The 25760-nt window shown below is 73.8% G+C and carries 24 protein-coding genes; 7 read left to right on the top strand and 17 right to left on the bottom strand.

Going from position 1 to position 25760, the window contains the following annotated elements; translation table 11 throughout:
• Window positions 1-16 precede the first annotated feature (16 nt).
• The gene (locus GA0070621_RS28410; protein ID WP_157740081.1) at window positions 17-775 is read right to left on the bottom strand and encodes a hypothetical protein; all 759 of its coding nucleotides are present in this window, start codon (window positions 773-775) and stop codon (window positions 17-19) included.
• A 150-nt stretch (window positions 776-925) separates the two neighbouring features.
• On the opposite strand from GA0070621_RS28410, the gene GA0070621_RS28405 reads away from it, so the two are divergent.
• On the top strand, window positions 926-1420 hold the full coding sequence (locus tag GA0070621_RS28405; protein WP_091201479.1) for an AAA family ATPase: 495 nt from the start codon (window positions 926-928) through the stop codon (window positions 1418-1420).
• On the opposite strand, the gene GA0070621_RS28400 is transcribed toward GA0070621_RS28405, so the two are convergent.
• The 6 genes from GA0070621_RS28400 to GA0070621_RS28375 form a co-directional block, all read right to left on the bottom strand.
• Window positions 1407-2165 (bottom strand): MerR family transcriptional regulator, encoded by a 759-nt coding sequence (locus GA0070621_RS28400; RefSeq protein WP_091201477.1) that lies wholly within the window; start codon window positions 2163-2165, stop codon window positions 1407-1409. The genes GA0070621_RS28405 and GA0070621_RS28400 overlap by 14 nt on opposite strands.
• 164 nt (window positions 2166-2329) lie before the next feature.
• On the bottom strand, window positions 2330-2968 hold the full coding sequence (locus GA0070621_RS28395; RefSeq protein WP_091201475.1) for a hypothetical protein: 639 nt from the start codon (window positions 2966-2968) through the stop codon (window positions 2330-2332).
• Window positions 2969-3094: 126 nt separating this feature from the next.
• A complete protein-coding gene (locus GA0070621_RS28390; RefSeq protein WP_167667549.1) occupies window positions 3095-5389 on the bottom strand; it encodes a putative bifunctional diguanylate cyclase/phosphodiesterase in 2295 nt (764 codons plus the stop codon).
• 171 nt (window positions 5390-5560) lie between these two features.
• The gene (locus tag GA0070621_RS28385) at window positions 5561-7099 is read right to left on the bottom strand and encodes a hypothetical protein (RefSeq protein WP_167667548.1); all 1539 of its coding nucleotides are present in this window, start codon (window positions 7097-7099) and stop codon (window positions 5561-5563) included.
• 46 nt (window positions 7100-7145) lie between these two features.
• Window positions 7146-8234 (bottom strand): hypothetical protein, encoded by a 1089-nt coding sequence (locus GA0070621_RS28380; protein WP_091201473.1) that lies wholly within the window; start codon window positions 8232-8234, stop codon window positions 7146-7148.
• 62 nt (window positions 8235-8296) lie between these two features.
• Window positions 8297-9691: an MFS transporter gene (locus tag GA0070621_RS28375; RefSeq protein ID WP_091201470.1), complete on the bottom strand. Its 1395-nt coding sequence runs from the start codon at window positions 9689-9691 to the stop codon at window positions 8297-8299.
• 199 nt (window positions 9692-9890) lie between these two features.
• Here GA0070621_RS28375 and GA0070621_RS28370 point away from each other — a divergent pair, with 199 nt between their 5' ends.
• A complete protein-coding gene (locus tag GA0070621_RS28370; RefSeq protein ID WP_091201468.1) occupies window positions 9891-10223 on the top strand; it encodes a YciI family protein in 333 nt (110 codons plus the stop codon).
• 5 nt (window positions 10224-10228) lie between these two features.
• Complete coding sequence (locus GA0070621_RS28365; RefSeq protein ID WP_091201466.1) at window positions 10229-11431, top strand: RNA polymerase sigma factor; 1203 nt, start codon at window positions 10229-10231, stop codon at window positions 11429-11431.
• A 189-nt stretch (window positions 11432-11620) separates the two neighbouring features.
• Here the strand turns inward: GA0070621_RS28365 and GA0070621_RS28360 are convergent, their stop codons facing one another.
• The 6 genes from GA0070621_RS28360 to GA0070621_RS28335 form a co-directional block, all read right to left on the bottom strand.
• On the bottom strand, window positions 11621-12481 hold the full coding sequence (locus tag GA0070621_RS28360; RefSeq protein WP_091201464.1) for an SRPBCC family protein: 861 nt from the start codon (window positions 12479-12481) through the stop codon (window positions 11621-11623).
• Entirely contained in the window at window positions 12474-13034 is a 561-nt protein-coding gene (locus GA0070621_RS28355; protein WP_091201462.1) for a winged helix-turn-helix domain-containing protein, read from the bottom strand. The genes GA0070621_RS28360 and GA0070621_RS28355 overlap by 8 nt, the downstream gene beginning before the upstream one ends.
• Window positions 13035-13115: 81 nt before the next feature.
• On the bottom strand, window positions 13116-14054 hold the full coding sequence (locus GA0070621_RS28350) for a hypothetical protein (protein ID WP_091201460.1): 939 nt from the start codon (window positions 14052-14054) through the stop codon (window positions 13116-13118).
• Window positions 14051-14572: a SigE family RNA polymerase sigma factor gene (locus GA0070621_RS28345; RefSeq protein ID WP_167667547.1), complete on the bottom strand. Its 522-nt coding sequence runs from the start codon at window positions 14570-14572 to the stop codon at window positions 14051-14053. The genes GA0070621_RS28350 and GA0070621_RS28345 overlap by 4 nt, the downstream gene beginning before the upstream one ends.
• A 138-nt stretch (window positions 14573-14710) precedes the next feature.
• Entirely contained in the window at window positions 14711-16054 is a 1344-nt protein-coding gene (locus GA0070621_RS28340) for a class I SAM-dependent methyltransferase (RefSeq protein WP_091201458.1), read from the bottom strand.
• A complete protein-coding gene (locus GA0070621_RS28335) occupies window positions 16051-17439 on the bottom strand; it encodes an FAD-binding oxidoreductase (protein ID WP_091201456.1) in 1389 nt (462 codons plus the stop codon). Before GA0070621_RS28335 ends, GA0070621_RS28340 begins: the two co-directional genes overlap by 4 nt.
• Before the next feature lie 109 nt (window positions 17440-17548).
• On the opposite strand from GA0070621_RS28335, the gene GA0070621_RS28330 reads away from it, so the two are divergent.
• From GA0070621_RS28330 to GA0070621_RS28320, 3 genes are read left to right on the top strand one after another with little or no spacing between them, the layout of a single operon-like run.
• On the top strand, window positions 17549-18019 hold the full coding sequence (locus GA0070621_RS28330) for an aminoacyl-tRNA deacylase (protein ID WP_091201454.1): 471 nt from the start codon (window positions 17549-17551) through the stop codon (window positions 18017-18019).
• A 39-nt stretch (window positions 18020-18058) separates the two neighbouring features.
• Window positions 18059-18343 (top strand): DUF427 domain-containing protein, encoded by a 285-nt coding sequence (locus GA0070621_RS28325; protein ID WP_091202951.1) that lies wholly within the window; start codon window positions 18059-18061, stop codon window positions 18341-18343.
• Between the two features lie 58 nt (window positions 18344-18401).
• A complete protein-coding gene (locus GA0070621_RS28320; RefSeq protein ID WP_091201451.1) occupies window positions 18402-19127 on the top strand; it encodes an RICIN domain-containing protein in 726 nt (241 codons plus the stop codon).
• 78 nt (window positions 19128-19205) lie between these two features.
• Here GA0070621_RS28320 and GA0070621_RS28315 read toward each other — a convergent pair whose 3' ends face one another.
• Window positions 19206-20501 carry an MFS transporter gene (locus GA0070621_RS28315; protein WP_091202949.1) on the bottom strand — a complete coding sequence of 432 codons (1296 nt, stop codon included), beginning with the start codon at window positions 20499-20501 and terminating at the stop codon, window positions 19206-19208.
• Window positions 20502-20571: 70 nt separating this feature from the next.
• On the opposite strand from GA0070621_RS28315, the gene GA0070621_RS28310 reads away from it, so the two are divergent.
• Window positions 20572-21549 (top strand): GlxA family transcriptional regulator, encoded by a 978-nt coding sequence (locus tag GA0070621_RS28310; protein ID WP_167667545.1) that lies wholly within the window; start codon window positions 20572-20574, stop codon window positions 21547-21549.
• A 191-nt stretch (window positions 21550-21740) separates the two neighbouring features.
• Here GA0070621_RS28310 and GA0070621_RS28305 read toward each other — a convergent pair whose 3' ends face one another.
• The 3 genes from GA0070621_RS28305 to GA0070621_RS28295 form a co-directional block, all read right to left on the bottom strand.
• The gene (locus GA0070621_RS28305; protein ID WP_091201447.1) at window positions 21741-22226 is read right to left on the bottom strand and encodes a hypothetical protein; all 486 of its coding nucleotides are present in this window, start codon (window positions 22224-22226) and stop codon (window positions 21741-21743) included.
• A 97-nt stretch (window positions 22227-22323) separates the two neighbouring features.
• Complete coding sequence (locus GA0070621_RS28300) at window positions 22324-24267, bottom strand: VWA domain-containing protein (RefSeq protein ID WP_091201445.1); 1944 nt, start codon at window positions 24265-24267, stop codon at window positions 22324-22326.
• A gap of 2 nt (window positions 24268-24269) precedes the next feature.
• The gene (locus GA0070621_RS28295; protein ID WP_091201443.1) at window positions 24270-25745 is read right to left on the bottom strand and encodes a sigma 54-interacting transcriptional regulator; all 1476 of its coding nucleotides are present in this window, start codon (window positions 25743-25745) and stop codon (window positions 24270-24272) included.
• Between the last annotated feature and the right edge of the window lie 15 nt (window positions 25746-25760).

Genomic DNA, 25760 nt, shown 5'->3' with positions numbered 1-25760 from the left:
CGGCCGGAGGGCGTGCTCAGCGCGACGAGATGGCGGGGCGGGCGCCGGCACGCAGGTAGGCGAGGCCGAACGCGGCGGCGGTCAGCAGGGCGTGGGGCAGGAACTCGGCGGCGTCCACCAGCGCGGACCGGACCGCGCCGTCCTCTGCCGTTCCCAACGGCAGGCGGAGCGCCGGATCCAGGAGAACGGTCGGGAACCAGGCCATGGCGTACGTCCGGGGCGCCTCGGCCGGGCCGACGGCGAGCCAGAGGCCGACCGTCACCGCGAGATCGACGACGACCAGCGCGGCCAGCGTGACGCCCACCCACGGCAACGGCCCGGGTGAGCGGGCACCGACCCGGGTCACCACGGCGGCGATCGGGGCCAGGCCGACCGCCCACACGACGATCGCGGCCACCGCCGCGGCCCCCTCGCCGTACGCGCCGATCAGCTCGATGGCCAGCACCCCGGCGAGCACCGCCAGGGCGGGCCGGACCCACCCGGCCGACCCGGTCCCCGGACGCTCCCGGCCCATCCGCTGCCCGGCCACCAGTCCGAGCGCGACCAACGCCGGACACAGCGCCAGCAGCGGCAGCCCGTGCAGGCCGGCGAGCCGGCCCGCGTCGGCGTACGGATAGCCGAACCAGCTCAGCACGAAACCCGGAATCAGCAGCAGGAACGCGACCGCCGCCAGGCCGAGGGTCAGCAGCGCCACCGTGGCGCCTAACAGTCCCAGGTCCGGCCGACCCGTACCGGGCCGACCCACGGACACCGGCGCCCGCACCGCATCATCCATCGCTCGACGGTAGTGGCTGTCGCCGAAACGGCGCCACCCGACCCGCAGGCACGTCCCGGCCGAGCAGGGACCGGCCAGCGATATCACCGACGACTCAGCTCGAAGGCGTCGAACCCCAGATGTCGCACGACCACCCCCTAGGCTCACGGCATGAAGGTCCTGGTCACCGGGATGTCGGGCACCGGCAAATCGACCGCGCTGCAGATCCTCGCCGCACGCGGGCATCGCACCGTCGACACCGACACCGACCGGTGGAGCCACTGGGTGCGGCTGCCCGACGGATCCCCGGACTGGATCTGGCGCGAGCAGGCCATCGCCGACCTGCTGGCCGGCCACGACGGCGGCAGCCTGTTCGTGGCCGGCTGCAAGAGCAACCAGGGCCGCTTCTATCCGCAGTTCGACCACGTCGTCCTGCTCAGCGCCCCCGCCGACGTGCTGCTGGCCCGCATCGCCAGCCGGACGAACAACCCGTACGGCAAACGGCCCGACGAGCGTGCCGCCATCCTGCGGCACCTCGCCACCGTCGAACCCCGGCTGCGGGCCACCGCCACCGTCGAGATCGACACCTCGGCACCCATCGAGACCGTCGTCCAGCGACTCGAAGCCCTCACCGGACGGCATTCCGACCGGGTCAGGCCCGGTTGATCGCGTTCGCGTGGATCGCCTCGTTCAGGTACGCGGCCATCCCCGGCCGGATCCGCTCGTAGTACGCCGTGAAGCGCGGATCGGCGACGTACATGTCCGCCAGCCCGGTGTGGATCTCGTACGAGCAGTCGTAGAACCACCGGCTGATCAGCCGCCGGTGCTCCTCGGCCAGCGACATCGCCTCCGGGCTGTCCGCCGGGACGCCCGAGGCCATCAGCTCGGCGAGCCGCCGACCCCAGTCCTCGTTCTCCGCCCGGTTGCGCTGCCAGTCCTCCTTGCCGTAGCGGCCGACCCGCTCGGCCGACTGCCGGTACGCCTCCGTGCCGCCCCATCGCCGCTCCGCCTCCTCGGCGTGCGCCTCCGGGTCGAAGTCCCCGAACACCTCGAACCGCTCCTGCGGCGTGAGCCCGATGTTCATCCGTCTCGCCTCCATCGCGAGTTCGATCGCCGCGACCATCTCCTGCAGCTTGCCGATCCGGCCGGTGAGCAGCTCATGCTGCCGGCGCAGGTGCGCCACCGGGTCCGCCTGCGGGTCGTCCAGGATCGTGGCGATCTCCTCCAGCGGGAACCCCAGCTCACGGTAGGCGCGGACGAGCTGCAACCGCTCCAGGTCCGCGTCGCAGTAGCGGCGGTAGCCGGCCGGGGTACGCCCGCTGGGCGACAGCAGCCCGATCTCGTCGTAGTGGTGCAGCGTTCGGACCGTCACCCGGGCCGCCCGCGCCACCTGACCCACCGTGTACGCCATGTTCCCTCCCTTCCGCGACCAAGGCTCCCGCCTCCCGCGGCGTGAGGGTCAAGCCCGATTCTGCGACCAGCCCGGCGATCGTGTGCCGGAAAAGGTGACCGCCCCCGGTCTCCGCCTCGGGGGGCGGCGGAGACCGGGGGCGGTCGGGCCCGGCGCGGAGCGGGTCAGGCGTCGATCGGCTCCCGCTTCTTCTCCGGGGCGGCGAACGCCTCGCTGGCCGGGGTGCGGAAGGCGTGGATCAGACCGGCGATCGACAGCAGCAGGAGCAGCGCCGCGCCGAGGTACATGGCCAGCGCGCCCTGCTCGGCCTTGCGACCGAACTCGCTGAAGCCGTACGAGGTCAGCAGCATGCCGCGCAGCGACTCGCCCTTGAACACGGTCTCCCGCTGGGCGCTGGCCTGGGCGAGCTGCTGCTTCAGGTCGTCCAGGTTCGCCGCGTTGTTCTTCTCGGCCTCGGCGACCTGCGCCTTCAGCGCCGACTCCGGCGTACCCAGCTCGGCGTACGTCTTGCCGCCGCTGATCGCCTTCAGGTGCAGCCCGATGAAGTCGTTGGCGTAGCACTCGGCCTGCTTGCCGGTGGTCATCGCCTTGCCGGCGTACTCGCGCAGGCAGTCCGACTTCTTCTCCTCGTCGCTCAGCTGGTCGGCCGGCTTGAAGGTGATGTGCTGCTCAGCGAGCTGGTCGTGCACGTAGCTGTTGGCGAAGTTGGCGTTCGTGGTCAGCACAATGCCCACGACAAGCAGCAGGACCGCGAGGCCCAACCCGCCGATGCTGAACAGCAGATCCAAGGTCCGACGCTTCATGACTGCTCCTGGGTGGAAGGTGATCTCTACTCGGTGACAGTTAAATCGTCGCTGCTCCCGCCACCCTAGATCAGGGCCGAACCCCCTGTCCCGCCCGGGACTTTCGACCCCCGTCGGCCGGGCCGGTCAGCGGGGTACATCGATCGGGGTCAGCGTGGTCAGCAGCTCGGACAGGCCGGCCGGGCGGCCGTACCGCCAGCCCTGGCCGTGCAGGCAGCCGATCGCGGCGACCGCCGCGTGCTGGGTCCCGGTCTCCACCCCCTCGGCCACCACCGCCAGGTCGAACGCGCCGGCCAGCCGGTTGACCATCTCCACCGTGGCGTACGCCCGCGGGTCGCCGGCGTCCAACCGGGACACGAAGGACCGGTCGATCTTCAGCTCGGTGGCCGGGATGCGGTGCAGGTAGCTCAGCGACGAGTAGCCGGTGCCGAAGTCGTCGATGGCGATCCGTACGCCCAGCTCGCGTAGCTGGTGCAGCCGCTCCAGCACCGCCTCGCTGCCGTCGATCAGCGCCGACTCGGTCAGTTCGAGGGTGAGCGCGCGGGGTGCCAGACCGGCCGCGGCGGTCGCCTCGGTGACCGTGGCGATCAGGTCGGGGCGGCGCACGTGGGCGGCGGCGATGTTGACCGCGACGGTCACCTCGGGCGCGTACGCCCGCCAGGTCGCCGCGGCCCGGCACGCCTGGTGGATCACCCACCGGTCGATGGCCAGGATCAGCCCGGTCTCCTCGGCCAGCGGCAGGAACCGCGCCGGGGCAAGCACCCCGAGCCGGGGATGCCGCCAGCGCACCAGCGCCTCGGCGCTGCGTACCGTGCCGGTGGCCAGGTCCACGATCGGCTGGAACTCCATCAGCAGCTGGCCCTCGTCGACCGCACGGCGCAGCTCGGCGATCAGCTCGGCCCGGCTCACCGCCGACTCGCGCAGCCCCGGCGTGCAGGTCCGGTACGCCGACTTGCCGGCCGCCTTCGCCGCGTACATGGCGATGTCGGCGTCGCGGAGCAGGTCGGTGTAGGAGGTGTGCTGCGGGCCGTACTCGGCTATGCCGATGCTCGCCGACGGGTGCACGCCGAGGTCCTCCTCGCCGGGCAACGGTTCGAGGGCGGCGAGCAGCCGCTCGGCGAGCCGCTCCGGCACCACCGGCCGGTCGCCGCTGACCAGCACCGCGAACTCGTCACCGCCGAGCCGGGCGATCATCCCGTCGCCGTCGACGGCGTCCCGCATCCGTTCCGCGATGGTGGTCAGCAGCCGGTCCCCGGCGGCGTGCCCGAAGCGGTCGTTGACCTGCTTGAAGCCGTCCAGGTCGAGCAGCAGCACGGCGACCGGCCCGCCGTCGTGCAACGCCCGCCGCAGCCGCCGGTTGAACGTGAGCCGGTTGGCCAGGCCGGTGAGCTGGTCGGAGTACGCCAGCCGGCGCAGCCGGGCGACCAGCCGCAGGTTCTCGTTGGCGGCCAGGCCCTGCCGCAGCGCCAGCACCCCGAGCAGCGCCATCATGCCGACGAAGATCAAATGGGGGGTCTGCCCGGTGGGCCGCCGGGACAGCACCACGGCGACGATCGCCCCGCCCACCGGCAGGTACGGCAGGGCGACCCGCCACCACGGCGGCAGCGGCGACTCGCTGCTCTCCTCACCGTCGTCCCAGCCGGCCGGCGGCGGATATCCGGCGGCGGCGCCGATCAGCAGGTAGCTCAGCGGCCACCAGACGTCGATCGGATGGCCGGGGGCGTAGGTGTGGTGCGCCACGAGTGAGACGTAGACCGCGTCGGCGGTGGCCCGGATGCCGAGGCTGACCCCGATCAGGGTGAGCGCCCGCCACATCGGACGCGACGGCCCGGCCACCGCCACCAGGATGGTGAGCTGCATCAGGTCGAACATCGGATAGAGCAGCCCGAAGGTGCGCAGCGGGTCGGCCAGGTCGGCCGAGGCGATGTCGCGGAACACCACCACCCAGCCGATCGGGATCAGGGCCAGCCCGACGATCACCCCGTCGAGCAGGGTCCGGGCCTGCCCGACCAGGTTGCGCGGGGCGGCCAGCGAGCAGAGCAGCGCCGCCGTGCCGGTGACGATCCCGGCGGTGAACAGCACGCCGACCAGCGGCGTGTGCGGCAGCTCGTGCCTGCCCAGGCGCTCGACGGTCCACACGATCCGGCCGATCGCGGCGAGCGCCATGGTCACGGTCAGCAGCGCCCAGAACCGCCGCAGCGGCAGCGGATGCCGCCGGGCCACCCGGGCGCAGACCAGCGCCGCCCAACTCGACAGCGTTACCGCGCCGAGGTCGCTGACCAGGGCCGCGCCCGGCAGGCCGGCGACCAGCCAGGTCGCTTCCACGAGTACGACGAGCGCGGCCGCGACGAGCCCGACGCGGCCGGAGAGCGGGCGACGGGCCGCCGCCGTCACGGCGCGGCTCACGTCCTGCTGAGGCACAACGATCTGCTCCGGCTCTCTCCCAGACGCGCACCTCGACGATGAGGACCGGTTGCGGACGACGAACGGCGCAAGCCTAACTACCGCCTGGTACCGCCGCCAGAGCCGATCGTCGTGCGGCGCCGTGGCCCGCCGGTCGGGCCGCCCGCGTGCGCCGTGACAGCGCCGTGGTCAGGACCACTCCTCGGCCGGGTCGCCGGCACCGCCTCCCGCCGGGTCGCCGTCCGGGGCGGCGGGCGCCTCGGACGCGGTGGCCGGCGGGCCGCCGTGGGTCCACGGGGTTTCCTCGGCGGCGGGGAAGTTCCCGGCCGGCAGGTACGCGTCCGACAGGGTGGTGAGGCAGAGCCGCTCGCCCACCTCCGGCACGGTGCCAGGCGGCGCGGTCAGCCCGCGTCCCATCCCGCCGGAGAGCTCCAGCACTACCTCGGTCTTGCCGTCCGCGCCCGAGGTCAGGAAGACCACCTTCGCCTTCTGGGCCGGGCGGGCCGGCGAGTACAGCGTCGCGCCGACCGGCACCGCCACCGGCTCGGTGGTGACCACCTGGATCCGCGGGCGCAGCACGGGCCGTTTACCCGAGTCGTCCACCCGCTTCGGGTCTGCCAGGGTCACGTCGCCGACGAACGCCTCCCCGGTCAGCCGGTGCTCGGCCATCACGAGCGGGTCGTCGTAGGCGCGCTGCACCGCGTACGAGGCGAGGGCCCGCTCCAGCCGGTGCAGCCGGACCGCCGCGGCCACCGCCCCGTCGCGGCGTGGCTGCGGCCCGCCCCCGGCGTCGAGGTGCTCGGCGTACCCGGTGAAGGCGTCCTTGTCGCCGTCCCACCGGCCGGCCACCCGGGCCCCGGGCGGCAGCGCGCGCAGCAGCCCCACGCCGCGCCACATCAGCTCCCAGGTGGGCGCGAGCTGGTCGCGCAGCAGCCGCGCCAGCTCCGCGTACGCGCCCGCGCGGGCGACCGGGTCGTCCTCGGTCCCGGCGTACGCGGCCATCGCCGCGGCGAGGCGGCGGTTGTCGAAGTCCGGGTCGGTGGCCGGTCCGGCGGGCGGGCAGATCGACGGGTCCTCGGCCCGGGCGGCCGCCTCGGCGCCGGTCGACCCGGCCGGTGGGTCGATCCAGCCGAGCAGCGCCGGCAGGTGCAGGTCCTCCACCGCGCTCTGCCCGGTCGCCCAGTGCAGGGTCAGCGCCTCGGTCATCGCCACCAGCGCCGCCGAGCCCGGATGCTCGGCGCGCTCGGCGAAGAAGGTCAGCCAGCGGCCGAGCAGCGGCACCGACGGGTGCACCGGATAGTCGCCGTCCGGGCGGCGGAACCGGGTGGACCGGCCGAACAGCCGCAGGAAGGTGACCCCGGCCGGGTTCGGCACCAGCAGCTGCGGCGCGTCGACGTACCGGTACCGCACGTCCCGACCCCGGTCGACCGGCACCGCCTCGCTGACCCCACGGAACGAGTCCAGGTGGGGCAGCACGATCGCGGCCAGCTCGGCGGCGAACGCGAACCGCTGGTCGCGGTTGCGGGGCTGCGGCACGACCAGCAGCCGCCCCTCCTCGGGTGCGGCGCCGACCAGGGCGGCGAGCGGGGCGTTCGCCTCGCCCGCCATCGCCAGGGGCACCAGCACCAACGGCCGGTCCGACAGATGCAGGTGCCGTACGGTGGCCACCGGCTGGGCCACCCCGGCGGCGACCGCCCGCGCCTTGGCCAGGGCACGCAGCGTGCTCACCGGGACCTCCGGGGCGGGACGGGCCGGCCGGGCCGGCGGAGCGTACTCATGCGGGGTTGCCGGCGAGGGCGTCGGCGCGCAGCCGGGCGGCGGCGCGCAGCAGCGCGGCGGCCTCCGCCTGCTCCGGATCGGGGGCGCGGAGGCCGTCGGCCAGCGCCAGCACCTCCCCGATCTCGGCGATGCCGCCCAGCGCCTCCAGCACCGGCCGGCCCAGCGCGGTGGTGTGGTCGCGTGCCTCGTGCCGGCAGAAGTACGCCAGCTCGCAGGCGGCCAGGCACTCCGGCGCGTAGCGGGCCGGCACGGTGGACAGCGCGGCGGTCAGGGTCGCCGGGTCGGCGGTCAGGTCGGCGGTGAAACCGGCCGGCACGTCGGCGAGCAGGTCGTCGATCCGGTCCATCCGGTCGAGTTGGCGGCGCAGCACCAGCAACTGTTTGCGCACGTCGAGCAGGCTGGCCACCGGCTGGTTGGCGAAGTCGCGCGGGCAGACCAGCACCACCTCGTGCGACACCAGGTCCGGGTCGTGCCCCTCGGCGGCGAGCAGCTCGCGCAGCGCCAGCACGTAGACGGCGGACTGGATGGCGGCGGCGGCGACCTTCGCCGGGTCGGCCTGCCCGTCGATCACCGGGAACGACTTGACCTCCACCACGTGGAACCGACCGCCGAGCCGGGCGGCGACCAGATCCGGTTCCAGGTGCACCCGCCGGCCGGCCACCTCCAGAGCGAGCAGCGGGTGGTCGAACAACGCCGGCCCGTCGCCGCCGCCGGTCAGCGCCGCTCGGGACCGCTCCTGCCGGTCCGGCAGGTCGTCCGCGCCGCCCAGGTCCGTCCAGCTCGCCCCCGCCGGCACCGGTACGCCCAGCCGCTCCGCGACCAGCCGCAGCAGCTCCACCCCGCCGTCGGCCTTGACCTGGGCCTCGAACGCGTTGCCCCGGGTGATGGCGAACCGGGACTGGCCGAACCGGGCCGGGAAGCCGATCCGCTCGGCCAGCCTCGGCTTGTCCACCCCGGCGCTGTCCAGCACCGCCCGGCGGGTGCAGCCCGGGTTGCCGGTCAGGGCGGCGATCGTGCGGGCGTTGTGCCGCCGGGGCGGCACGCCACCCCGGATCCCGGCCAGGCGCTGCGCGGTGTCGGTCATGATGCGCCAGGATAGGCGGTGCCCGCCGATTCGGCCCGGGTCCACACCCCGCGCCGCTGCGGTCAACCGACGGGAACCGGCTCCGGTTCGGCGCGGGCCGGGGAGCGGCGGACCAGCACGGCGACGGTCACGGCGGCAGCCGACGCGATCCCGGCCATCGACCACAGCACCGTACGCAGCCCGCCGGTGAAGCCGGGATCGGCCAGCCGGCCGCCGGTGGTGCTGGCCAGCACCGCCCCGACCACGGCGATGGCCACCGTCTCGCTGGCCAGCCGCGCCGTGTTGATCATCCCGGCGCCGGTGGCCGCCCGGGTCGGCGCGACGCTGCCGATCGCGATGGCGTCCAGCAGCCCGATCGACAGTCCCACCCCGACGCCGATCGTCAGCAGCGGCCCGGCCAGGGTCACGGCGTCGGCGTGCGGGCCGACCACGGTGGCCCAGCCCGCGCCGACGGCGACCACGGCCACCGACACGACGGTGACCGCGGTGGCCGGGACCAGCCGGGTCATCGCCCCGCTGAGCAGCGGCAGCACCAGGGTCGGCGCGGTGAGCAGGATCAGCGTGACGCCGGCCGCGCCGGGGCTGAGCCCGACCACGGTGGTCAGGTACGACGGCAGGTAGACCAGCAGCGGCACCAGGACCGCCACGATGGTGGCCGCCGCCAGGCAGATGCCGACGAACCGGGGGCTCGCCAGCAGGGCCAGGTCGAACATCGGCTCGGCGCGGCGGCGTTCCACCCGCACGAAGAGCACCAGCAGGGCCGCCGCGGCGGCGAACGCGACGAGGATCACCGGGGCGGTCCAGCCGTAGTCGGGGCCCTGCACGAAGCCGAAGATGAGCAGCAGCAGCGCGGCGGTGAACGAGACGGTGCCCGGCCAGTCGACCCGGCCGGGGTGCGGTTGGCGGGACTCCGGCAGCAGTGGGACGAGGGCGAGCACCGCGCCGGTGGCCAGCGCCGGTACGGCGAACACCGCCCGCCAGCCGAAACCTTCGATGAGCAGCCCGGCGATCGACGGGCCGAAGGCGAGACCGACGCCGATGGTCGTACCGAAGACGCCGAAGACGCGGGCCCGGGCCCGGCCGTGGAACGCCCCGGCGAGCAGCGCGGAGGCGCTGGTCGCCGCGGCGGCCGCGCCGACACCGGCGAGGACGCGGGCGATGTCGAGCAGCACGATGCTGTCGGCGACCGAGGCGAGCAGCCCGCCGGCCACGAAGACCGCCACCCCGATGGCGTAGACCAGGCGGCGGCCGAACAGGTCGGCCAGCGCGCCGGTGGCGAGCATGAAGCTGGCGAAGGTGGCGTTGTAGCCGTTCACCACCCACTGGACGCCGGCCAGCCCGGCGTGCAGATCACGCCCGATGTCGGGCAGCGCGACCGAGGCGCCGGTCAGCGAGACCGGCAACGCGAGGGTGGACAGCAGGACGGCCACCAGTACGACGGCCGGGTGATTACGCAAGAATTCTCCCCGTTCGGACGGCCGCCCCAGCGTAGTTCGCGCAGCCGACGGCGGGATCCGCGCCCTGTCGAAGATCACACGGCGTACCCGGCCGGGACCGGGAGGTCACCGTCGAAAAATTCTGGTAGGCAGGTGTCCGGATCCGGGTCTTTCGTTCGTCAGCTGGGCGGAACCACCACACGACACCGAGGAGCGTCCGATGAAGTACATGATGCTGGTCTGCACCGACACCGAGCCGGACAAGGACCCGAGCGCCGCGCCGGACATCGAGAAGTGGGTGGCCGAGCGGGACGCCAGCGGCCAGCGCGTCACCGGCAGCCGGTTCGCCGAGCCGTCGGCGGCCACCACGGTCCGGGTACGCGACGGCGAGCTGCTGCTGTCCGACGGCCCGTTCGCCGAGACCAAGGAGCTGATCGTGGGCTTCGACCTGCTGGAGTGCGCCGACCTGGACGAGGCGGTCGAGGTGGCCCGCGCCCACCCGATGGCGTACGCCGGCCGGATCGAGCTGCGTCCCCTCGTGGACCTCGACTGACGCCGGTGACCGACGCGACCGGGGCGGTCGCCGACGCGGGTGCCGAGGCGTACCCGCGGATCGTGGCCGCCCTGATCCGGGTCACGGGGGACTGGACGCTGGCCGAGGACTGCGCACAGGAGGCCCTCGCCGCGGCGCTGGAGCGGTGGCCCCGCGACGGCGTACCGGGGAATCCGGGCGGCTGGCTGATGACGGTCGCCCGGAACCGGGCCGTGGACACGCTGCGCCGGGCCAGCGTGGAACGCCGCAAACTGCGCGACCTGGCGCTGCTCACCGATCCCGAGCCGGCGCCACCGGAGGGGGACGTGGTGGACGACCGGTTGCGGCTCATCTTCACCTGCTGCCATCCGGCGCTGGCCCTGCCGGACCGGGTCGCGCTGACCCTGCGCACCATCGCCGGGGTGCCCACCGCCGACATCGCCCGCGCCTTCCTGGTCAGCGAGTCGACCATGACCCGCCGGATCACCCGGGCCAAGACGCGGATCGCCACGGCCGGCGTCCCGTACCGGGTGCCGACCGGGCCCGCGCTGGTCGAGCGGCTGCCGGGCGTCCTGGCCGTGCTCTACCTGCTCTTCACCCGGGGGTACGACGCCGACGGCGAGCCCGCGTTCGCCGCCGAGGCGATCCGGTTGGCCCGGCTGCTGCACGGCCTGATGCCGGAGCAGCCGGAGGCGGCCGGGCTGCTCGCGTTGTTCCTGCTGCACCACTCCCGCCGCGCCGCCCGGCGCGACCCGGCCGGCAATCTGCTGACCCTCGACGAGCAGGACCGCTCCCGGTGGGACCGGGACGCCATCGCCGAGGGCGTGGCGCTGCTGGGCCACGCCGGCCACGGCCCGTACGCCCTCCAGGCCCGCATCGCCGCCGGCCACGCCACCGCCCGCACCGCCGCCGACACCGACTGGCCGGCCATCGCCGGCTGGTACGACCACCTGGTCCGGCTGCACCCGACCCCGGTGATCCGGCTCAACCGGGCGGTCGCCCACGGCTACGCGTACGGTCCGGCGGCCGGGCTGGCGCTGCTCGCCGAGGCCCGCTCCGGCGGCGCGCTGGACGGCTACCCGCCGGCGCTGGCCGCGGAGGCCGAGCTGACCGCCCGGCACGGCGATCGCGACCGCTCCGTCGCCCTGTTCCGGGCCGCCGCCGAGGCGGTGGGCTCGGAACCGGAGCGGCGGGCGCTGCTGCGCCGGGCCGACGAGCTGAGCCGGTGATCCCCGGCAGAGCGCCGAACCGTGCCGCCGGGCCAGCCGGTTCGGGAGCAGTGCCGCACCGGGGACCCGGGCAGGCAGGTCGTCTGCCCGGGTCCACCGTTGACCCGCCCCTTTCTGTGAGCGGGTGGTTACCGGAGCACTCGCGGGTCGGCGTGCAGGCGGTCGCTCAGGCGGATGGTGATGAACTCGTCAGCCGGCGGGTGTGCTCGCCGGCAGCTCCTCGGCGAGCCAGATCGGCTGCCAGTCGGCCAGTTCGTGGAAGCGGCGCAGCTCGGAAAGGCCCGCCACCGACCCGGTCCACGCCCCGTACGGCGGCTTGGCCTCGTCGAAGCCGCTCTGCACGAAGGTCAGCCTGGTCTTCCCGGCGGACTCGGCCAGCTCCCAGGTGATGACGCCGGTCGGTCCCCAGTCGACCGAGAGCTTGCGGCCCGGCTCCAGGTCGATCACCTTGGCCGCGTACCCGGCGTCGAAGCCGCCCATGGCGTACCGGCCGCCGACCCAGGGCTCGATGCCGATCGGGTACCCGAACCAGGCGCTGGCCTGCTCGGAGTCGGTCAGCGAGGTCCACACCCGCTCCATCGGCGCGTCGATGGTCAGCTCACCGCGCAGGTCGGCCGAGGTGAAGTCGGTGCGGGGCAGCAGCTCACGCCCCTCCAGGTACGCGTTGAGGTTGGCCAGTGCCAGGCTCCACCAGGTCTGGAGCACGCCCCGGATGGTGCTGCCGTCGAGGGCCTCGGTGAAGACCCAGTGACTCTGCCGCAGGGTCAGCTCGGTGTTGTCCCCCTGCGGCGTCACCTCGATGTCGGTGGTGGTCTCCACGCCGTCGAGCACCCAGGCGAAGCGCAGGCTCCGCTCGTCGGCGTGCAGCAACCGCTGGTGCGGGGCGTCGCCCTCGGGCGTGTAGCGGCCCCAGAACTCGTACCGGTGCGGCAGCTCGACCTCGGCGTGCTCGGCGAACCAGACCCGCAGCTCGGCGGGGTCGGTCAGCGCACGCCGCACCCGCTGCGCCGGAGCGGCGAGCCGGGCCCGGATGGTCAACAGGTCACTCATGGTTGTCACCTTTCGGGTAGCACGCCACGGCGAGTTTGAAGGCGTCCCCTTCGGCGCCCCCGTAGCGCGTGAACAGGTCCTGCAGCGTCGACTGCAGGTCGTGCAGGAATTCCTGCCGGCGCTCGGCCGGCACCCGGATCTCGCCGGACACCCCGATCGAGGGCAGCTCCGGCGCGGCCCGGTCGAGCGCGGCGATGTCGGCCTGCACCTCCTCCATCAGGTCGAGCAGGTAGCCCAGGCTCAGCTCGTCGCGCGCCCGGCGTCCTCCGCCGATTCGTCCAACGAGACGGGGCGAGAGCCAGTACGACCGGGCGACGGCCTGGTAGATGCCCTCGGTGATGCCGCGCACCCGCCGCTCGGACACCTGCTCGGCCAGCCCGGCCGCGACAAGTTGCTTGACGTGGTAGTAGACGCGCTGCGGCGTCTGCCCCAGCCGGGCCGCGACCTCGGTGCAGGTGCGGGGCTCGGCGAGCTGCCGCAGCACCTCGATCCGCTGCGGCTTGAGCAGGGCTTCGGCCTGCTCGCGTTCTTCCAGGTACAGGACGTCTCTCATGGCAAAATCAGTTTGTACGTACAAAACTTCTTTGTCAATAGGTTCGACGAAAGGCCGCGCGAACCGCGCGGCCTGTCGTCGCTACCTGCCGATGACGCGTGCGTTGGCCGGCACGGCGACCTTCACCGGCAGGCCGTAGTCGGAGAGTTCCACCAGCACGTGCAGGTGATAGGTGTGTTCCGGGCCCTTGGCGTTCCATCGCACCGCACGGTCGTACGCCACCGTCCTGATCCGGCCGTCCGCGTCGATCGTCACGTCACCGGCCAGCCTGTCGGCGGCGACCCCCTGGGTCGAATCCTGCATCGTGACCTCGAAGTGGTAGCCACCGCCGGGGCTCTGGGTCACCTTGGCGCCGGCCTGCCGCAACATCCGGAACAGCTGCTGCGGATCCGTCGAGGCGCCCAGCCCGTCGTCGTATTTCAAGCCCGTCTGCCTGCCCTCCGGAAACCGAGACCACACGATCTTTCCATTGTCGGGGTCGGCGCCGTCCAGACCGCCGACGTACCGGACGCCATCGACAAGGCGCTCCTGCAGCCAGAAGCTCGACATGGGCGGACGCAGCCCGGTGTTCGGCGACTCCAGGTAACCGGTGACCGTCGCCGGATCGAACGCGCCCTTCGTCACCCACCTTTCGGCGACCGGCTCAGGCAGCTCTCCCTTCGGCGGAAGCTTCTCCTTGTTGGTGGTGGTGACCTTCACCCGGTAACTGATGTTCTCGCTGGCCGCCGCGGCGGCGGCCAGCCGCATCTGCGGCCACTCCGGACTCGCCGCGATCGAAGGCCGCTCGGCGATCGGCCCGGGCGAGCCGCCCAGGCCAGCGGGAACACCGGTGTCGACGGTCAGGGCCGCCGCCAGCGCGCCGGCCACCCCGACCACGCCGGCCGCATACGCGCTGCGGTGCAGCACCGTACGCCGCCGGTGGCGCCGGGTGGCGTCCCCCAGCACGTCCCGGGTGTACGTCAGGCCGGAGACCTCGTCCCGCATCCCGGCCGTCAGCTGGTCCTCAAGGTCAATCGTCATCTTCCTGCTCCGTTCATGCCCGCGCCTTCCAGCGCCCAGTCGGCGGTGAGTTCGCGCAACCGGGTCAGCCCCCGGGAGGCGGACGACTTGACGGTGCCGACCGAACAGCCGAGCAGTTCGGCGGCTTCCGATTCACTGCGCTGCTCCCAGTAGCGCAGCACCAGCACGGCCCGCTGCCGCGGCGGCAGCAGGGCCAACGCCTGGATGAGCGCCTGCCGCAGGTGCAGCGCGTCGGTGCCGTCCGGCTGGCCCGGCGGCTCGACCTCGGCCAGCACCTCCGGCCGGCGCCGGCGCAGCCGCCACCGGTCGACCGCCAGGTGATACAGCGTGCGACGCAGATATCCCTCCTTGTCGCCGTGCACCCGGCTCCAGTTCCGCATCAGCCGCTCCAGCGCCGCCTGCACCAGGTCCTCCCCGGCGGCCCGACTGCCGGTCAGCAGCACCGCCGTCGCGAGCAGCACACCGCCGCGTTCGGCGACAAGGGCGTCCAGCCCCTCGAAGCGTTTCTTCCGCCGCACTGGCTCTCCTCTCGTCGCCACCAAGGACGACGGGTGGGGACGGAAGGTTGAGTGGTCGCCCCGACCAATCTCCGGACCCGCCCCGATAACGACGAAAGGCCGCGCGAACCGCGCGGCCTTTCGCTGATCGAAGGGAGGTCAGGGCGTCCAGTCGGGGCGCAGCGGATAGCCGTTGACGCCCTGCGGACCGTTGTGGGTGGCGAGGACCTGGTGCAGCTGGATCTCGTTGCGTTCGAAGGCCATCCGGGAGCCGGCCATGTAGAGCCCCCACACCCGGGCGGTGCCCGGGCCCACCTCGCCGACGCAGAAGTCCCAGTGCTCGACCAGGTTGCGGCACCAGCCGGCCAGCGTCAGCGCGTAATGCTGGCGCAGGTTCTCCTCGTGGTGCACCTCCAGCCCGGCGTCGTGGATCTCGCTGATCAGCCGGCCCGGCCCGGCCAGCTCCCCATCCGGGAAGACATAGCGGTCGATGAACGCGCCGGAGCGGTGCGGCGCCCGGTTGTCGGCCCGGGTGATGCAGTGGTTGAGCAGTCGCCCACCCGGCTTGAGCCGGGCCCGCAGCGCCCCGAAGTACGCGGGGTAGTTGCGCACCCCGATGTGCTCGGTCAGCCCGATCGAGGAGACCGCGTCGAAGTGCTCCCGGGGAGCGTCCCGGTAGTCCAGGTGCCGCACCTCGGCCAGATCCCCCAGGCCCTCCCGCTCGATGGCCGCCTGCGCCCACTCCGCCTGCGCCCGCGACAGGGTCACCCCGAGCGCCTTGACGCCGTACTCCCGGGCCGCGTGCCGGACCATGCCGCCCCAGCCGCAGCCGACGTCGAGCAACCGCATCCCCGGCTTGAGCGCCAGCTTCCCGGCCACCAGGTCGTACTTGGCCCGCTGCGCCTGCTCCAGCGTGTCGTCCGGGCTGTGGAACACCGCGCAGGTGTACGTCATCGACGGGCCGAGCACCTTCTCGTAGAAGGCGTTCGAGACGTCGTAGTGGTGGGAGATCGCATTGCTGTCCCGGTGCCGGGAGTGCCGCAGCCCGTCCATCACCCGCCTCCAGCGCGGCGCGGCCTCCTGCGGCGGGGGCGGCGGGGGCAGCAGCCGCTCCCAGCCCAGCCCCTTCACCAGGGCCAGCGCCTCACCCACCGACGGCAGCCGCAGGTGCAACTCGTCCTTGAGCACCGTGAACGCCTCGTACGGGTCGCCCGGGTGCACCCCTTCCAGCCCCAGGTCACCGCTCACGTACGCGCGGGCCATGCCCAGGTCGCCGGGGGCGGTGAGCAGGTAGGACAGTCCCCGCTCGGAACGGATGGCCAGGGTGATGCCGGCGTCGGCCGGGCCGATGGCGCTGCCGTCGTACCCGGTGATACGGATCGGGAGAGCACCGGTGGTGACCGCGCGGATCACGTCCGCCACGGTCGGTCCGGTACGTCGGCCGCCCGCCGGTGGGCCGGCCGGGACGCTCGCCGCCCCCTGTTCTCGGTCGATCAGACTCATGCTCGCGCTACCGCCTTCTCGTACAGTCCGGTGAGCCGGTGATCCGGGTCGTAGCGGTCCTTCACGGCGCGCCAGGTCTCCCCGCCGTAGAGCCGGTCGAACGCCGCCCGGTCGTAGTAGGCGTCGGAGTAGAGCGACTTGTGCCCGCCCGCCTCCGACACCGCGCGCTCGATCTCCCGGTTGACGTCGCCGTCGGCGGCGCCCTCGGCGATCGGCACGGTCCCCCAGAAGCCGATGTTCACATACGTCTCGCCCGGCGACAGCGGATAAAGCGGCCAGGCGTGGGCGGAGCCGGGGCCGGCCGGCTCGCGCAGCCGCAGCGGGCAGAGCCAGACCGGCGCCATCTGCACCGTCCGGGCGAACCAGCGCAGGAAATCGGCCGTGCCGTCGAGCGGGATCTCGACGTCCTGCACCACCCGCTCCCGGGCCGGGTGGCCCCGCCAGCGGTCGACCCGGGCGGCCACCTGGTGTCGGTTCTCGAAGCGGACGATCCGGTGATAGAAGTCGCTGCGGCGGTAGCGCTGCGGCCAGAGCCGGCGGATCACCGGGTGCTGCACGCCGAACGCCGCCGAGCACCAGAACCAGTCGGTGTCCCACCGCCACAGGTAGTCGTAGGTGGTGAGCACGTCGCGGGTGTGCCGGCGCAGCGACTGGAAGTAGATGTCCTGGCCGGTGTAGTCGCTCGGGCGGACCGTGGCGGCGTCGTCGGTGAAGGTGGCCAACACCAGGTACGCCTCGCCGGGGCTGAACATCACCCCGTCCATGGCGTCGACCGGGTCGCCCTCCCAGGAGCCCTTGGCGACCACCTCGCCGATCGCGTCGGTCAACTCTTCCAACCGGGTGAACCGGATGTTGCGCAGGGCCACGTACCGGCGGACCGGTTGCAGCTCGATGCGCAGCCGGGTGGCGTAGCCGAGGCTGCCCAGCGAGTTGGGGAAGGCCCGGAACAGGTCGGCGTGCTCCCCCTCGGGCCGGGCGGTGAGGATCTCACCGGCCCCGGTGAGGAGGTCCATCTCCCGTACCGACTCGTGCGGCAGTCCGTTGCGGAACGAGGTGGACTCGATGCCCAGCCCGGTGACCGCACCGCCCAGGGTGATCGTGCGCAACTGCGGCACGACCAGCGGCATCAACCCGTGCGGCAGGGTGGCGTCGACCAGGTTCTCGTAGGTGCACATGCCCTGCACGTCGGCGGTGCGGGCGGCCGCGTCGACGTCGAGCACCCCGGTCAGGCCGCTCACGTCCAGCCCCGGCGCCTGCGGCGTCGATCTCGGACGGAACAGGTTCGAGGTGCGTTTGGCCAGCCGCACGGGCTCGCCGGCGGGCACCGCGGCGTACGACCGCCGCAGCGTGTCCACCGCCCGATCATGGTCACCCCGATGATCCATACGCTGCGCACGCATGAGATCACATTACGCCTGCTCGGCCACCTTGGCCGGATGTCCACCATGGCCTTTTTGGATCGTCCGGTCGGCCGAGGGCGCTACCGTGGCGGACATGTCGTCCCCCGCGATCGCCGCCCTCGACGCCGCCGCGCTGCCGTACCGGGTGATCCGGCACGGCCCGGTCCGCAGCCTGGCCGAGGCCGCCCGGGCGCGGGGCGTGGCGGTCCCCGACGTCGTCAAGACCATCGTGGTACGCCGGGGCGAGGACGACCACCTCTTCGTGCTCACCCCCGGCGACCGGGTCATCTCCTGGCCCAAGCTGCGCGCCCTGCTGGGGGTGAGCCGGCTGTCCATGCCGGACGCCGAGACCGCCCGGACGGCCACCGGCTACGAACGGGGCACCATCACCCCGTTCGGCTCGACCACCGCGTGGCCGGTGATCGCGGACGAGCGGCTGCGCGGCCGGGAGATCACCCTCGGCGCGGGCCAGCACGGGGTCGCCGTGGCGGTCGACGCGGACACCGCCCTCGCCACGCTCGGCGCGACGGTCGCCGACGTCACCGACCCGGAACCGGCCCGCTGAGCCTGGCCGGTTCGACCGCACCCGCCTAGCGTGGTGGGCATGCCGAAAGCAGTCTGGAACGACCTGGTCGTCGCGGAGAGCGACGACACCGTGCTGGTCGAGGGCAACCACTACTTCCCGCGTACGGCGCTGCGCGCCGACCTGATCCGCGACTCCGCCACCCACACGGTCTGCCCGTGGAAGGGCACCGCCTCCTACTACACCCTCGAACACGAGGGCCGGACCAGCGCGGACGCCGTCTGGTACTACCCGGACCCGAAGCCCGAGGCGGAGCGGGTCCGCGATCGGGTGGCGTTCTGGAAGGACGTGCGGGTCGTCGACTGAGTCACGCTCACATCGGGGCGGCTGGCCATCGGCGGTGGCCGTGGGTCAGGATGCCCCCATGTCCGAGCAACGCACCGACCCGACCGGCACCGTCTACGGCACCCGGGGGTTCCGCCCGCGCCTGCCGCAGGACCCGTTGATGCGGATCGCGCTGGGCGTCGCCGTGGTCGGCGTACTCGTCGGGGTGTTCTTCGTCAGCGGCGTGCTCCGCATCGGCAGCGACGACCAGCCGGTGGTGCCCGCGGCCGTGTCGAGCCCGGCGGGCGAGTCGAGCGAGGCCGAGCCCGCCACGGACGTGACGCCCACCACGGAGGCGCCACCGTCGCCGACGGCCGAGCCGACCACAGCCGCCGCCCCGCCACCCCCCGCGGGCGGACCCACGGTCTTCCGTGGGGTGCCCTCCGGACGCTGCGTCGGGGTGACCGGCGACGACCCCGAGGGCGCACGGGCGGCGCTGGCCGACTGCACCGGCGGCCCGGAGCAGCAGTGGGTGGCCACGCCGGTCGACGGCGACGTCTTCACCCTGGTCAACGCGGCCAGCGGCAAGTGCCTGGACGTCTACGGGCAGAGCGCCGACGACGGCACGGCCGTGCAGCAGTGGTCCTGCAACGGGCAGGTCAACCAGCAGTGGCGGCTCGCCCCGGCCGGCGCCGGCCCGGTGCTGCTGGTCGCCGTGCACAGCGGCAAGTGCGCCCAGGTCGCCGGCGCCGGCACCGATCCCGGCGCCCCACTTGAGCAGGCACCGTGCACCGGCGCTGCCGAGCAGCAGTGGGCGCTCGGCTGACCGCACGACCCCGGCGGGCCCACCCGGCCGACCGCTCGACCGGCGGTCGGCTCGGCCCGGGCCCGCCGGGCTGGCGGCTCAGCCCCGGTAGCTCCAGGCTCGGCGGCCGACCGTGACGGGCAGCGCGACCGGCGCCTCGCCGCCGCGGCGGCGCAGCAGCAGGGAGAGCCCGGCCGCGCCGATCGACAACGCGCCGGCCACGTACCAGGCCAGGGTGTACTCGCCGAGTTGGTCGCGGACCAGCCCGGCACCGGTCGCCGCCACCGCCGCGCCGACCTGGTGGGCGGCGAACACCCAGCCGAACACCACCGCGCCGGACGCGCCGAAGTGCTCCCGGCACAGCGCCACGGTCGGCGGCACGGTGGCCACCCAGTCCAGGCCGTAGAAGACGACGAAGACCAGCATGCTGGGCTCGGTGCTGCCGGCGAAGAGGCTGGGCAGCACCAGCAGCGACGCGCCGCGCAGCGCGTAGTAGGCGCCGAGGAGCAGTCGGCTGTCCACCCGGTCGGTGAGCCAGCCGGAGGCCACCGTACCGACGATGTCGAAGATGCCGACCAGGGCGAGCAGCCCCGCGGCGGTCGTCTCCGGCATGCCGTGGTCGTGTGCGGCCGGCACGAAGTGGGTGCCGACCAGACCGTTGGTGGTCGCGCCGCAGATCGCGAAACCCCCGGCGAGCAGCCAGAACGGCCGGGTCCGCGCGGCGGCAGAGAGCGCGCCGACCGCCCCGGCCGCCGCCCCGCCCGCCGGCGGCGTCGCGGGCACCACCTCGGTCGCGCCGTAGGCCGGCAGGCCGAGATCCGCCGGGTGCTCGCGCAGCAGCCAGACCACCAGGGGTACGACCGCCAGCGCGGCGCCGGCGACGACCAGTGCCGCCACCCGCCAGCCGTGGTCGCGCACCAGCACGGCGAGCAGCGGAAGGAAGACCAGCTGCCCGGCCGCCCCACCCGCGGTGAGTACCCCGGTGACCAGGCCCCGGCGGCGGACGAACCAGCGCCCGGTCACCGTCGCCACGAACGCCAGCGCCATCGACCCGGTGCCCAGCCCGACCAGGACGCCCCAGCAGAGGATCAGCTGCCAGCTCGTGGTCATCCCGACGGTCAGCCCGCTGCCGAGCGCGACCAGCGCCAGCGCGCCGGCCACCACCCGGCGGATGCCGAACCGGTCCATCAGCGCGGCGGCGAACGGTGCGGTCAGCCCGTAGAGCATCAGGTTGACCGAGACGGCGGCGGAGATGGTCGCCAACGGCCAGCCGAACTCGGCGTGCAGTGGGTGCAGCAGCACGCTGGGCGTGGCGCGGAAGCCGGCCGCGCCGACCAGCGCGACGAAGGCGACGGCGGCCACGAGCCAGGCCGGGTGGAGGCGGTGTCGGGTCACCCACCGAGTCTCGGAGGCGTTGCCCGGCACGACGAGTGGCCGGAAAGCCATCATGCGCAATAATCGGGCCATGACCGTTGTCCCGCACCGGATCGCGGTGCTCGCCCTCGACTGCGTGGTCGGCCTCGATCTGGGCACCCCGTCCCAGGTCTTCGGCACCGCCCGCGACGACGACCGGGCAGCGCTGTACGCCGTCGAGGTCTGCACCCCCGGCGGGCGCCCGGTACGCAGCACCGCCGGCTTCCAGGTGCTGCCCGAGCACGGCCTGGAGCTGACCGGCACCGCCGACACGGTGATCGTCCCCGGCATCCACGACGGCCCACCGATGGTCGACGGGACGGTGGACCCCGACGTCACGGCCGCACTACGCGCGGCGCACGAACGGGGCGCCCGGATCATGTCGATCTGCACGGGCGCCTTCGTGCTGGCCGCCGCCGGCCTGCTCGACGGCCGCCGAGCCACCACCCACTGGGCGTACGCGGACCGCTTCCGCCGGCTGCACCCGGCCGTCGACCTCGACCCGGACGTGTTGTTCGTCGACTCCGACGGGGTGCTCACCTCGGCCGGGGTGGCCGCCGGCATCGACCTCTGCCTGCACGTCATCCGCACCGACCACGGCAGCACGGTCGCCAACCGGTCCGCCCGGCGCTGCGTCGTGCCACCGTGGCGCGACGGCGGCCAGGCCCAGTACATCGAGCGCCCGGTCCCCCGCGCGACGGCCACCGGCACCGCCGCCACCCGCGAGTGGGCCCGGCAGCGGCTGCACGAGCCGGTCGCCCTGCGCGACCTGGCCGCGCACGCCCGGATGAGCGTACGCACCTTCACCCGGCACTTCCGTTCCGAGACCGGGCTCAGCCCGGCGCAGTGGCTGCTCCAGCAGCGCACCGATCACGCCCGACTACTGCTGGAGACCACCGACCTGACCGTCGACCAGGTCGCCCGCCACGCCGGCTTCGGCACCGCCGCCGCCCTGCGCCAGCACTTCCACCACCGCCTCGGCGTCCCCCCAACCACCTACCGCCACACCTTCCGCCCCCACCCCCACTGACCCTCCCCCACCCCCGTCCCTCCCTCCCCCTCCCCCTCCCCTCCCCCTCCCCTCCCTCCCTCTCCGTTCCGCGATCTTGCACTTCGGGTCCCCTGTTTGTCCCCTTTGCACCGCTTCTCGGCGACCACAAGTGCAAGATCGCCGGGGTGGGGGAGGGGGTGGGGGGGTGGGGGTGGGGGTGGGGTAGGGGGCTAGGCGGGGTGGGGGTGGGGGCGGAGGGCGCGGAGTTGGGTCAGGTGCATGGGGAGGTGGATGCGGGTGTGCAGGTCGAGGGCACGGCCCCAGGGCAGGGACTCGTCAACGTCCAGGTCGAAGCCCTCCCGCAGCACGGTGTCGACCGGGGTCTCCGCGGCCGGCCCGAGCCGATCGGCGAGCACACACAATTTCTGACTGGTGGCCCGCAGCAGCGCGGACAGCCCGTCCAGCCCGCCGCACTCGGAGACCAGCGCGTCGAGCTGCGGTCGGTGGATGGTCTCCAGGTCGTAGTACGCGAACGGCGAGCCGGCCAGCACCGCCTCCGTCGCCTCGCTCATCAGCTCGTCGTTGGCCGCCAGGTGCGCGACGATCTGCTCGGCGCTCAGCTCACCGTCTCCCGGCGGGCCGAACCCGCCCGCGTCCAACTCCGCGAGCACCGCCTCGTACGCCAGCCGCAACCTCCCGGCGTCCACCCCGTCCATGCCCGCATCCAACCCCGCCCACGGGCGTCGAACAGGCAGTTATGGCACCCGATTCACCCGGATGAGGGGGTGCCACAACTCGATGGCCGAGGCAAGCTCAGGAACGGGAGCGGAGGTAGTCGGAGACGACGTACTCGCCGAGGTCGTCGAGGTCGGGGGTGAAGACCCGACCCTTGCAGCGACGGGCCACCGCGTCGACGAATCGGCGCAGGCCCGGGTCGTCACCCAGCATGAAGAGGTTCAGCGTCGCCCCGTACCGGGTCAGCCTGTCCACCTCGCGGACGGTCGCCTCGATGGTCTCCGGCAGCGGCGGCCAGTGGAAGTGGGCCTCCCCGTCCTCCGGGTCAAGATGGGCGGTCGGCTCGCCGTCGGTCACCACCAGCACCACCGGCTCGGCGCCCGGGTGCCGGCGCAGATGCCGGCCGGCCAGCCGCAGCGCGTGCTGCAGGTTGGTGCCCTGCCGCAGGTCCGGCTCCACCGCCGCCAACTCCTGCTGGGTCAGCGGCATCGCCTCCCGGCCGAACCCGACGATCTGCAACGCGTCCTGCGGGAACCGGGTCGCCATCAGATGCGACAGCGCCAGCGCCGTCTGCTTCATCGGCCCCCACCGCCCCTGCGAGATCATCGAATACGACAGGTCCACGCAGAGCGCCACCGCCGCCGAAGCCCGTCGCTCGGTCTCCACCACCTCGAAGTCCTCGACCGCGAGCTGCACCGGCACCCCGGGACCGGCCCGGCGCACCGCCCGGGTGAGGGTACGCACCACGTCCAGGGGCTGCTCGTCGCCGTACTCCCACGGTCGGGACGCGCCGCTGACCTCGCCGGCGGCACCCGCCGAGCGCAGGTCGTGCTGCCCGCGCGGGCCGGCGGTCAGGTCGGCGAAGACCCGCCGCAGCGCGGTGCCGGCGAGGCGGCGCAGCGCCTTCGGGCTCAACGTCAACCCGTCGGCGTCCCGGGTCACCCAACCCTGCCGGCGCAGCTCCCGCTCCAGCTCCTGAAGCCGGCGTACGTCGTCGGCGGCGTCCCGGCCCAGCGTCCGGGCCACCGCGTCGACGTCCACGTCGTCCAGGGTGGCCCCCGGATGGTCCTGGTCGAGCTGGTCGAGCAGCTCGTCCAGCTCGGCCAGCTCACCGAGCGCCCCGGCCGCCTCGCCGTAGCCGAGCGGCCGGTCGCCGCGCATCCGCTCACCGCGCTGCCAGTTCAGGTCGGGGCGCAGCGCCCGCAGCTGGGCGTCGAGCTGCGTCAGCTCCCCGGTCAACCGGTCGCCGAGGGACTGGCGCATCAGCCCGGCCAGTTCCTCGCGCTGCCGGTCCGACAGCGACCGCATCAGCCGCTCCCCGGCCGCCGCCCGCCGGGCCAGCACGTCGACCAGTTCGTCGACGTCCTTCGGCCGCTCGGGGAAGAACTCCCCGTGCCGGCGCATGAACTCGGCGAACGCGTCGGTGGTGTCCTCGGACCGGGCGTGCCGGTCCAGCAGGTCGTTGAGGTCACGCATCATCTCGGCGAGCTGCCGCTGGACGGCCGGGTCGGCAGCGGCCCGCGCCGCGTCCCGCAGCCCGGCGAAGCGCTGCTCCAGCACCTCGCCGCGCAGCCCGTCCAGGATCCGCTGGTACGTGACCCGGGCCTCGTCGCTGACCCAGTCGTACCCGGACAGCTCCTCCACGGCACGGGCGGTCGAGCGGGGCAGGTTGTCCAGCACCGCCTCGGCGAAGCGCGCCTCGTCGCCGTCCCGGCCGCGCAGCTCCTCCCGCTCGGCGGCCAGGGCCTGGTCGAGCAGCGCCCGGGCCCGGGTCACCGCGCCGTCCAGGTCGCCCCGCCGCAGCGCCTCCCGGCGCAGCCGCCGGGCCCGGGCGGCCAGCTCGTCGAGGCCGCCGCGCGCCTGCGGGCCGCGCCGCAGCAGGTCGCGCAGCGCCTCCCGCAGGCTGCCGCCCGCGAGGACCTCCGCGCCGACCGCGTCCACCGCGGCCCGTACGTCGTACGGCGGGGCCAGCGGGTCGGGCCCGCCGCGCCACTGCCCGTACCGGAACCGGTTGCCGGCCACGGTCAGCCCCGGCCGCCGTAGACGGTGCGCCCGGAATCGGTGACGTCCTTGCCCAGCCGGCGGGTCAGGTGCAGCCCCTCCAGCACGAACTCGACCCCGGCGGCGGCCTCCTCCGGGCCGGGCGCGTCACCCAGGCCCAGCCGGTCGAGCACCTTGGCCAGCCCGGGAACGGTGCCGACCTGGCGCAGCAGCTCGGCCGAGGAGACCAGTTCGCCGGTCTCGATCACCTCGCCCTCGGCGACCAGCGCGGTGAACCCGGACAGGTCCAGCCCGGCCAGCCGGTCCCGGAACGTCTCGGCGGTGGCGGTCCGCAGCAGGTGGGCCAGGATCTCGATCTCCCGCCCCTCCTCGCCGCTCTCGAACTCCACCTTCCCTCGCAGGGTCGAGGTCACCGACACCGCGTCGCCGACCCGGGCGACAGCGGCCTCGTCGAGCCGGGGCGGGCCGCCGGCCGCCGCCGCGGCGGCACCGGCGAGCAGGCCCGAGCGGCGCAGCGCGGCGGCGGCGACGGTCTCCGCGGCGGCGATGCCGAACCGGGCGGAGACCCCCGAACGCGGGTCCACCGACGGCGACTCCCGCACCGCGCGGGCGAACCGCGCGAGCACCTCCAGCACATGCTCCGGCACCTGCGCGACCAGGTCGGCCTCCTGGCGGATCAGCGCCAGCTCCAGCTCCAGCTCGACCGGGTAGTGGGTACGGATCTCCGCGCCGAACCGGTCCTTCAACGGGGTGATGATCCGGCCGCGGTTGGTGTAGTCCTCCGGGTTGGCGCTGGCCACCAGCAGCAGATCCAGCGGCAGTCGCAGCTGGTAGCCCCGCACCTGGATGTCCCGTTCCTCCAGCACGTTGAGCAGCGCCACCTGGATCCGTTCGGCCAGGTCGGGCAGCTCGTTGACGGCGAAGATGCCCCGGTTGGTCCGGGGCACCAGCCCGAAGTGGATCGTCTCCGGGTCGCCGAGCGTACGCCCCTGGGCGAGCCGGACCGGGTCGACGTCGCCGATCAGGTCACCGACGCTGGTGTCCGGGGTGGCCAGCTTCTCGCCGTACCGCATCGACCGGTGCAGCCAGCCGATCGGCAGCCCGTCGCCGCGCTCGTCGACCAGCGCCCGGGAGGCGGGGGTGAGCGGGTGCATCGGGTGCTCGTTGAGCACCGAGCCCGGGATGACCGGGGTCCACTCGTCGAGCAACCCGCCCAGCGAGCGGATCAGCCGGGTCTTGCCCTGGCCCCGCTCGCCGAGCAGCACCATGTCGTGGCCGGCGAGCAGCGCCCGCTCGACCTCGGGCAGCACCGTGTCGGCGTAGCCCACGATGCCGGGGAAGCGCTCCTCGCCGGAGCGCATCCGGGCCAGGAGGTTGTCGCGGATCTCCTGCTTGACCGTGCGGTAGTGGTGGCCGGACGCCCGCAGCGCGCCGAGCGTGCCGGGCAGGTCGGCGGGCGGGACCGGGGGAACCTGGTTGGGCGCAGTCACCCGACACACGCTAGCGCGGTCGAG

Source organism: Micromonospora narathiwatensis (assembly GCF_900089605.1).
GTDB lineage: Bacteria > Actinomycetota > Actinomycetes > Mycobacteriales > Micromonosporaceae > Micromonospora > Micromonospora narathiwatensis.
The sequence above is the reverse complement of the archived record's forward strand: the minus strand, read 5'-3'. Positions and strand labels throughout refer to the sequence as shown.

Excerpts from the sequence above, each read along its gene's own strand:
- GA0070621_RS28410 (WP_157740081.1), bottom strand. The coding sequence starts at position 775 with ATGGATGATGCGGTGCGGGCGCCGGTGTCCGTGGGTCGGCCCGGTACG.
- GA0070621_RS28405 (WP_091201479.1), top strand. The coding sequence starts at position 926 with ATGAAGGTCCTGGTCACCGGGATGTCGGGCACCGGCAAATCGACCGCG.
- GA0070621_RS28400 (WP_091201477.1), bottom strand. The coding sequence starts at position 2,165 with ATGGCGTACACGGTGGGTCAGGTGGCGCGGGCGGCCCGGGTGACGGTC.
- GA0070621_RS28395 (WP_091201475.1), bottom strand. The coding sequence starts at position 2,968 with ATGAAGCGTCGGACCTTGGATCTGCTGTTCAGCATCGGCGGGTTGGGC.
- GA0070621_RS28380 (WP_091201473.1), bottom strand. The coding sequence starts at position 8,234 with ATGACCGACACCGCGCAGCGCCTGGCCGGGATCCGGGGTGGCGTGCCG.
- GA0070621_RS28370 (WP_091201468.1), top strand. The coding sequence starts at position 9,891 with ATGAAGTACATGATGCTGGTCTGCACCGACACCGAGCCGGACAAGGAC.
- GA0070621_RS28360 (WP_091201464.1), bottom strand. The coding sequence starts at position 12,481 with ATGAGTGACCTGTTGACCATCCGGGCCCGGCTCGCCGCTCCGGCGCAG.
- GA0070621_RS28355 (WP_091201462.1), bottom strand. The coding sequence starts at position 13,034 with ATGAGAGACGTCCTGTACCTGGAAGAACGCGAGCAGGCCGAAGCCCTG.
- GA0070621_RS28350 (WP_091201460.1), bottom strand. The coding sequence starts at position 14,054 with ATGACGATTGACCTTGAGGACCAGCTGACGGCCGGGATGCGGGACGAG.
- GA0070621_RS28340 (WP_091201458.1), bottom strand. The coding sequence starts at position 16,054 with ATGAGTCTGATCGACCGAGAACAGGGGGCGGCGAGCGTCCCGGCCGGC.
- GA0070621_RS28335 (WP_091201456.1), bottom strand. The coding sequence starts at position 17,439 with ATGGATCATCGGGGTGACCATGATCGGGCGGTGGACACGCTGCGGCGG.
- GA0070621_RS28330 (WP_091201454.1), top strand. The coding sequence starts at position 17,549 with ATGTCGTCCCCCGCGATCGCCGCCCTCGACGCCGCCGCGCTGCCGTAC.
- GA0070621_RS28325 (WP_091202951.1), top strand. The coding sequence starts at position 18,059 with ATGCCGAAAGCAGTCTGGAACGACCTGGTCGTCGCGGAGAGCGACGAC.
- GA0070621_RS28320 (WP_091201451.1), top strand. The coding sequence starts at position 18,402 with ATGTCCGAGCAACGCACCGACCCGACCGGCACCGTCTACGGCACCCGG.
- GA0070621_RS28310 (WP_167667545.1), top strand. The coding sequence starts at position 20,572 with ATGACCGTTGTCCCGCACCGGATCGCGGTGCTCGCCCTCGACTGCGTG.
- GA0070621_RS28305 (WP_091201447.1), bottom strand. The coding sequence starts at position 22,226 with ATGGACGGGGTGGACGCCGGGAGGTTGCGGCTGGCGTACGAGGCGGTG.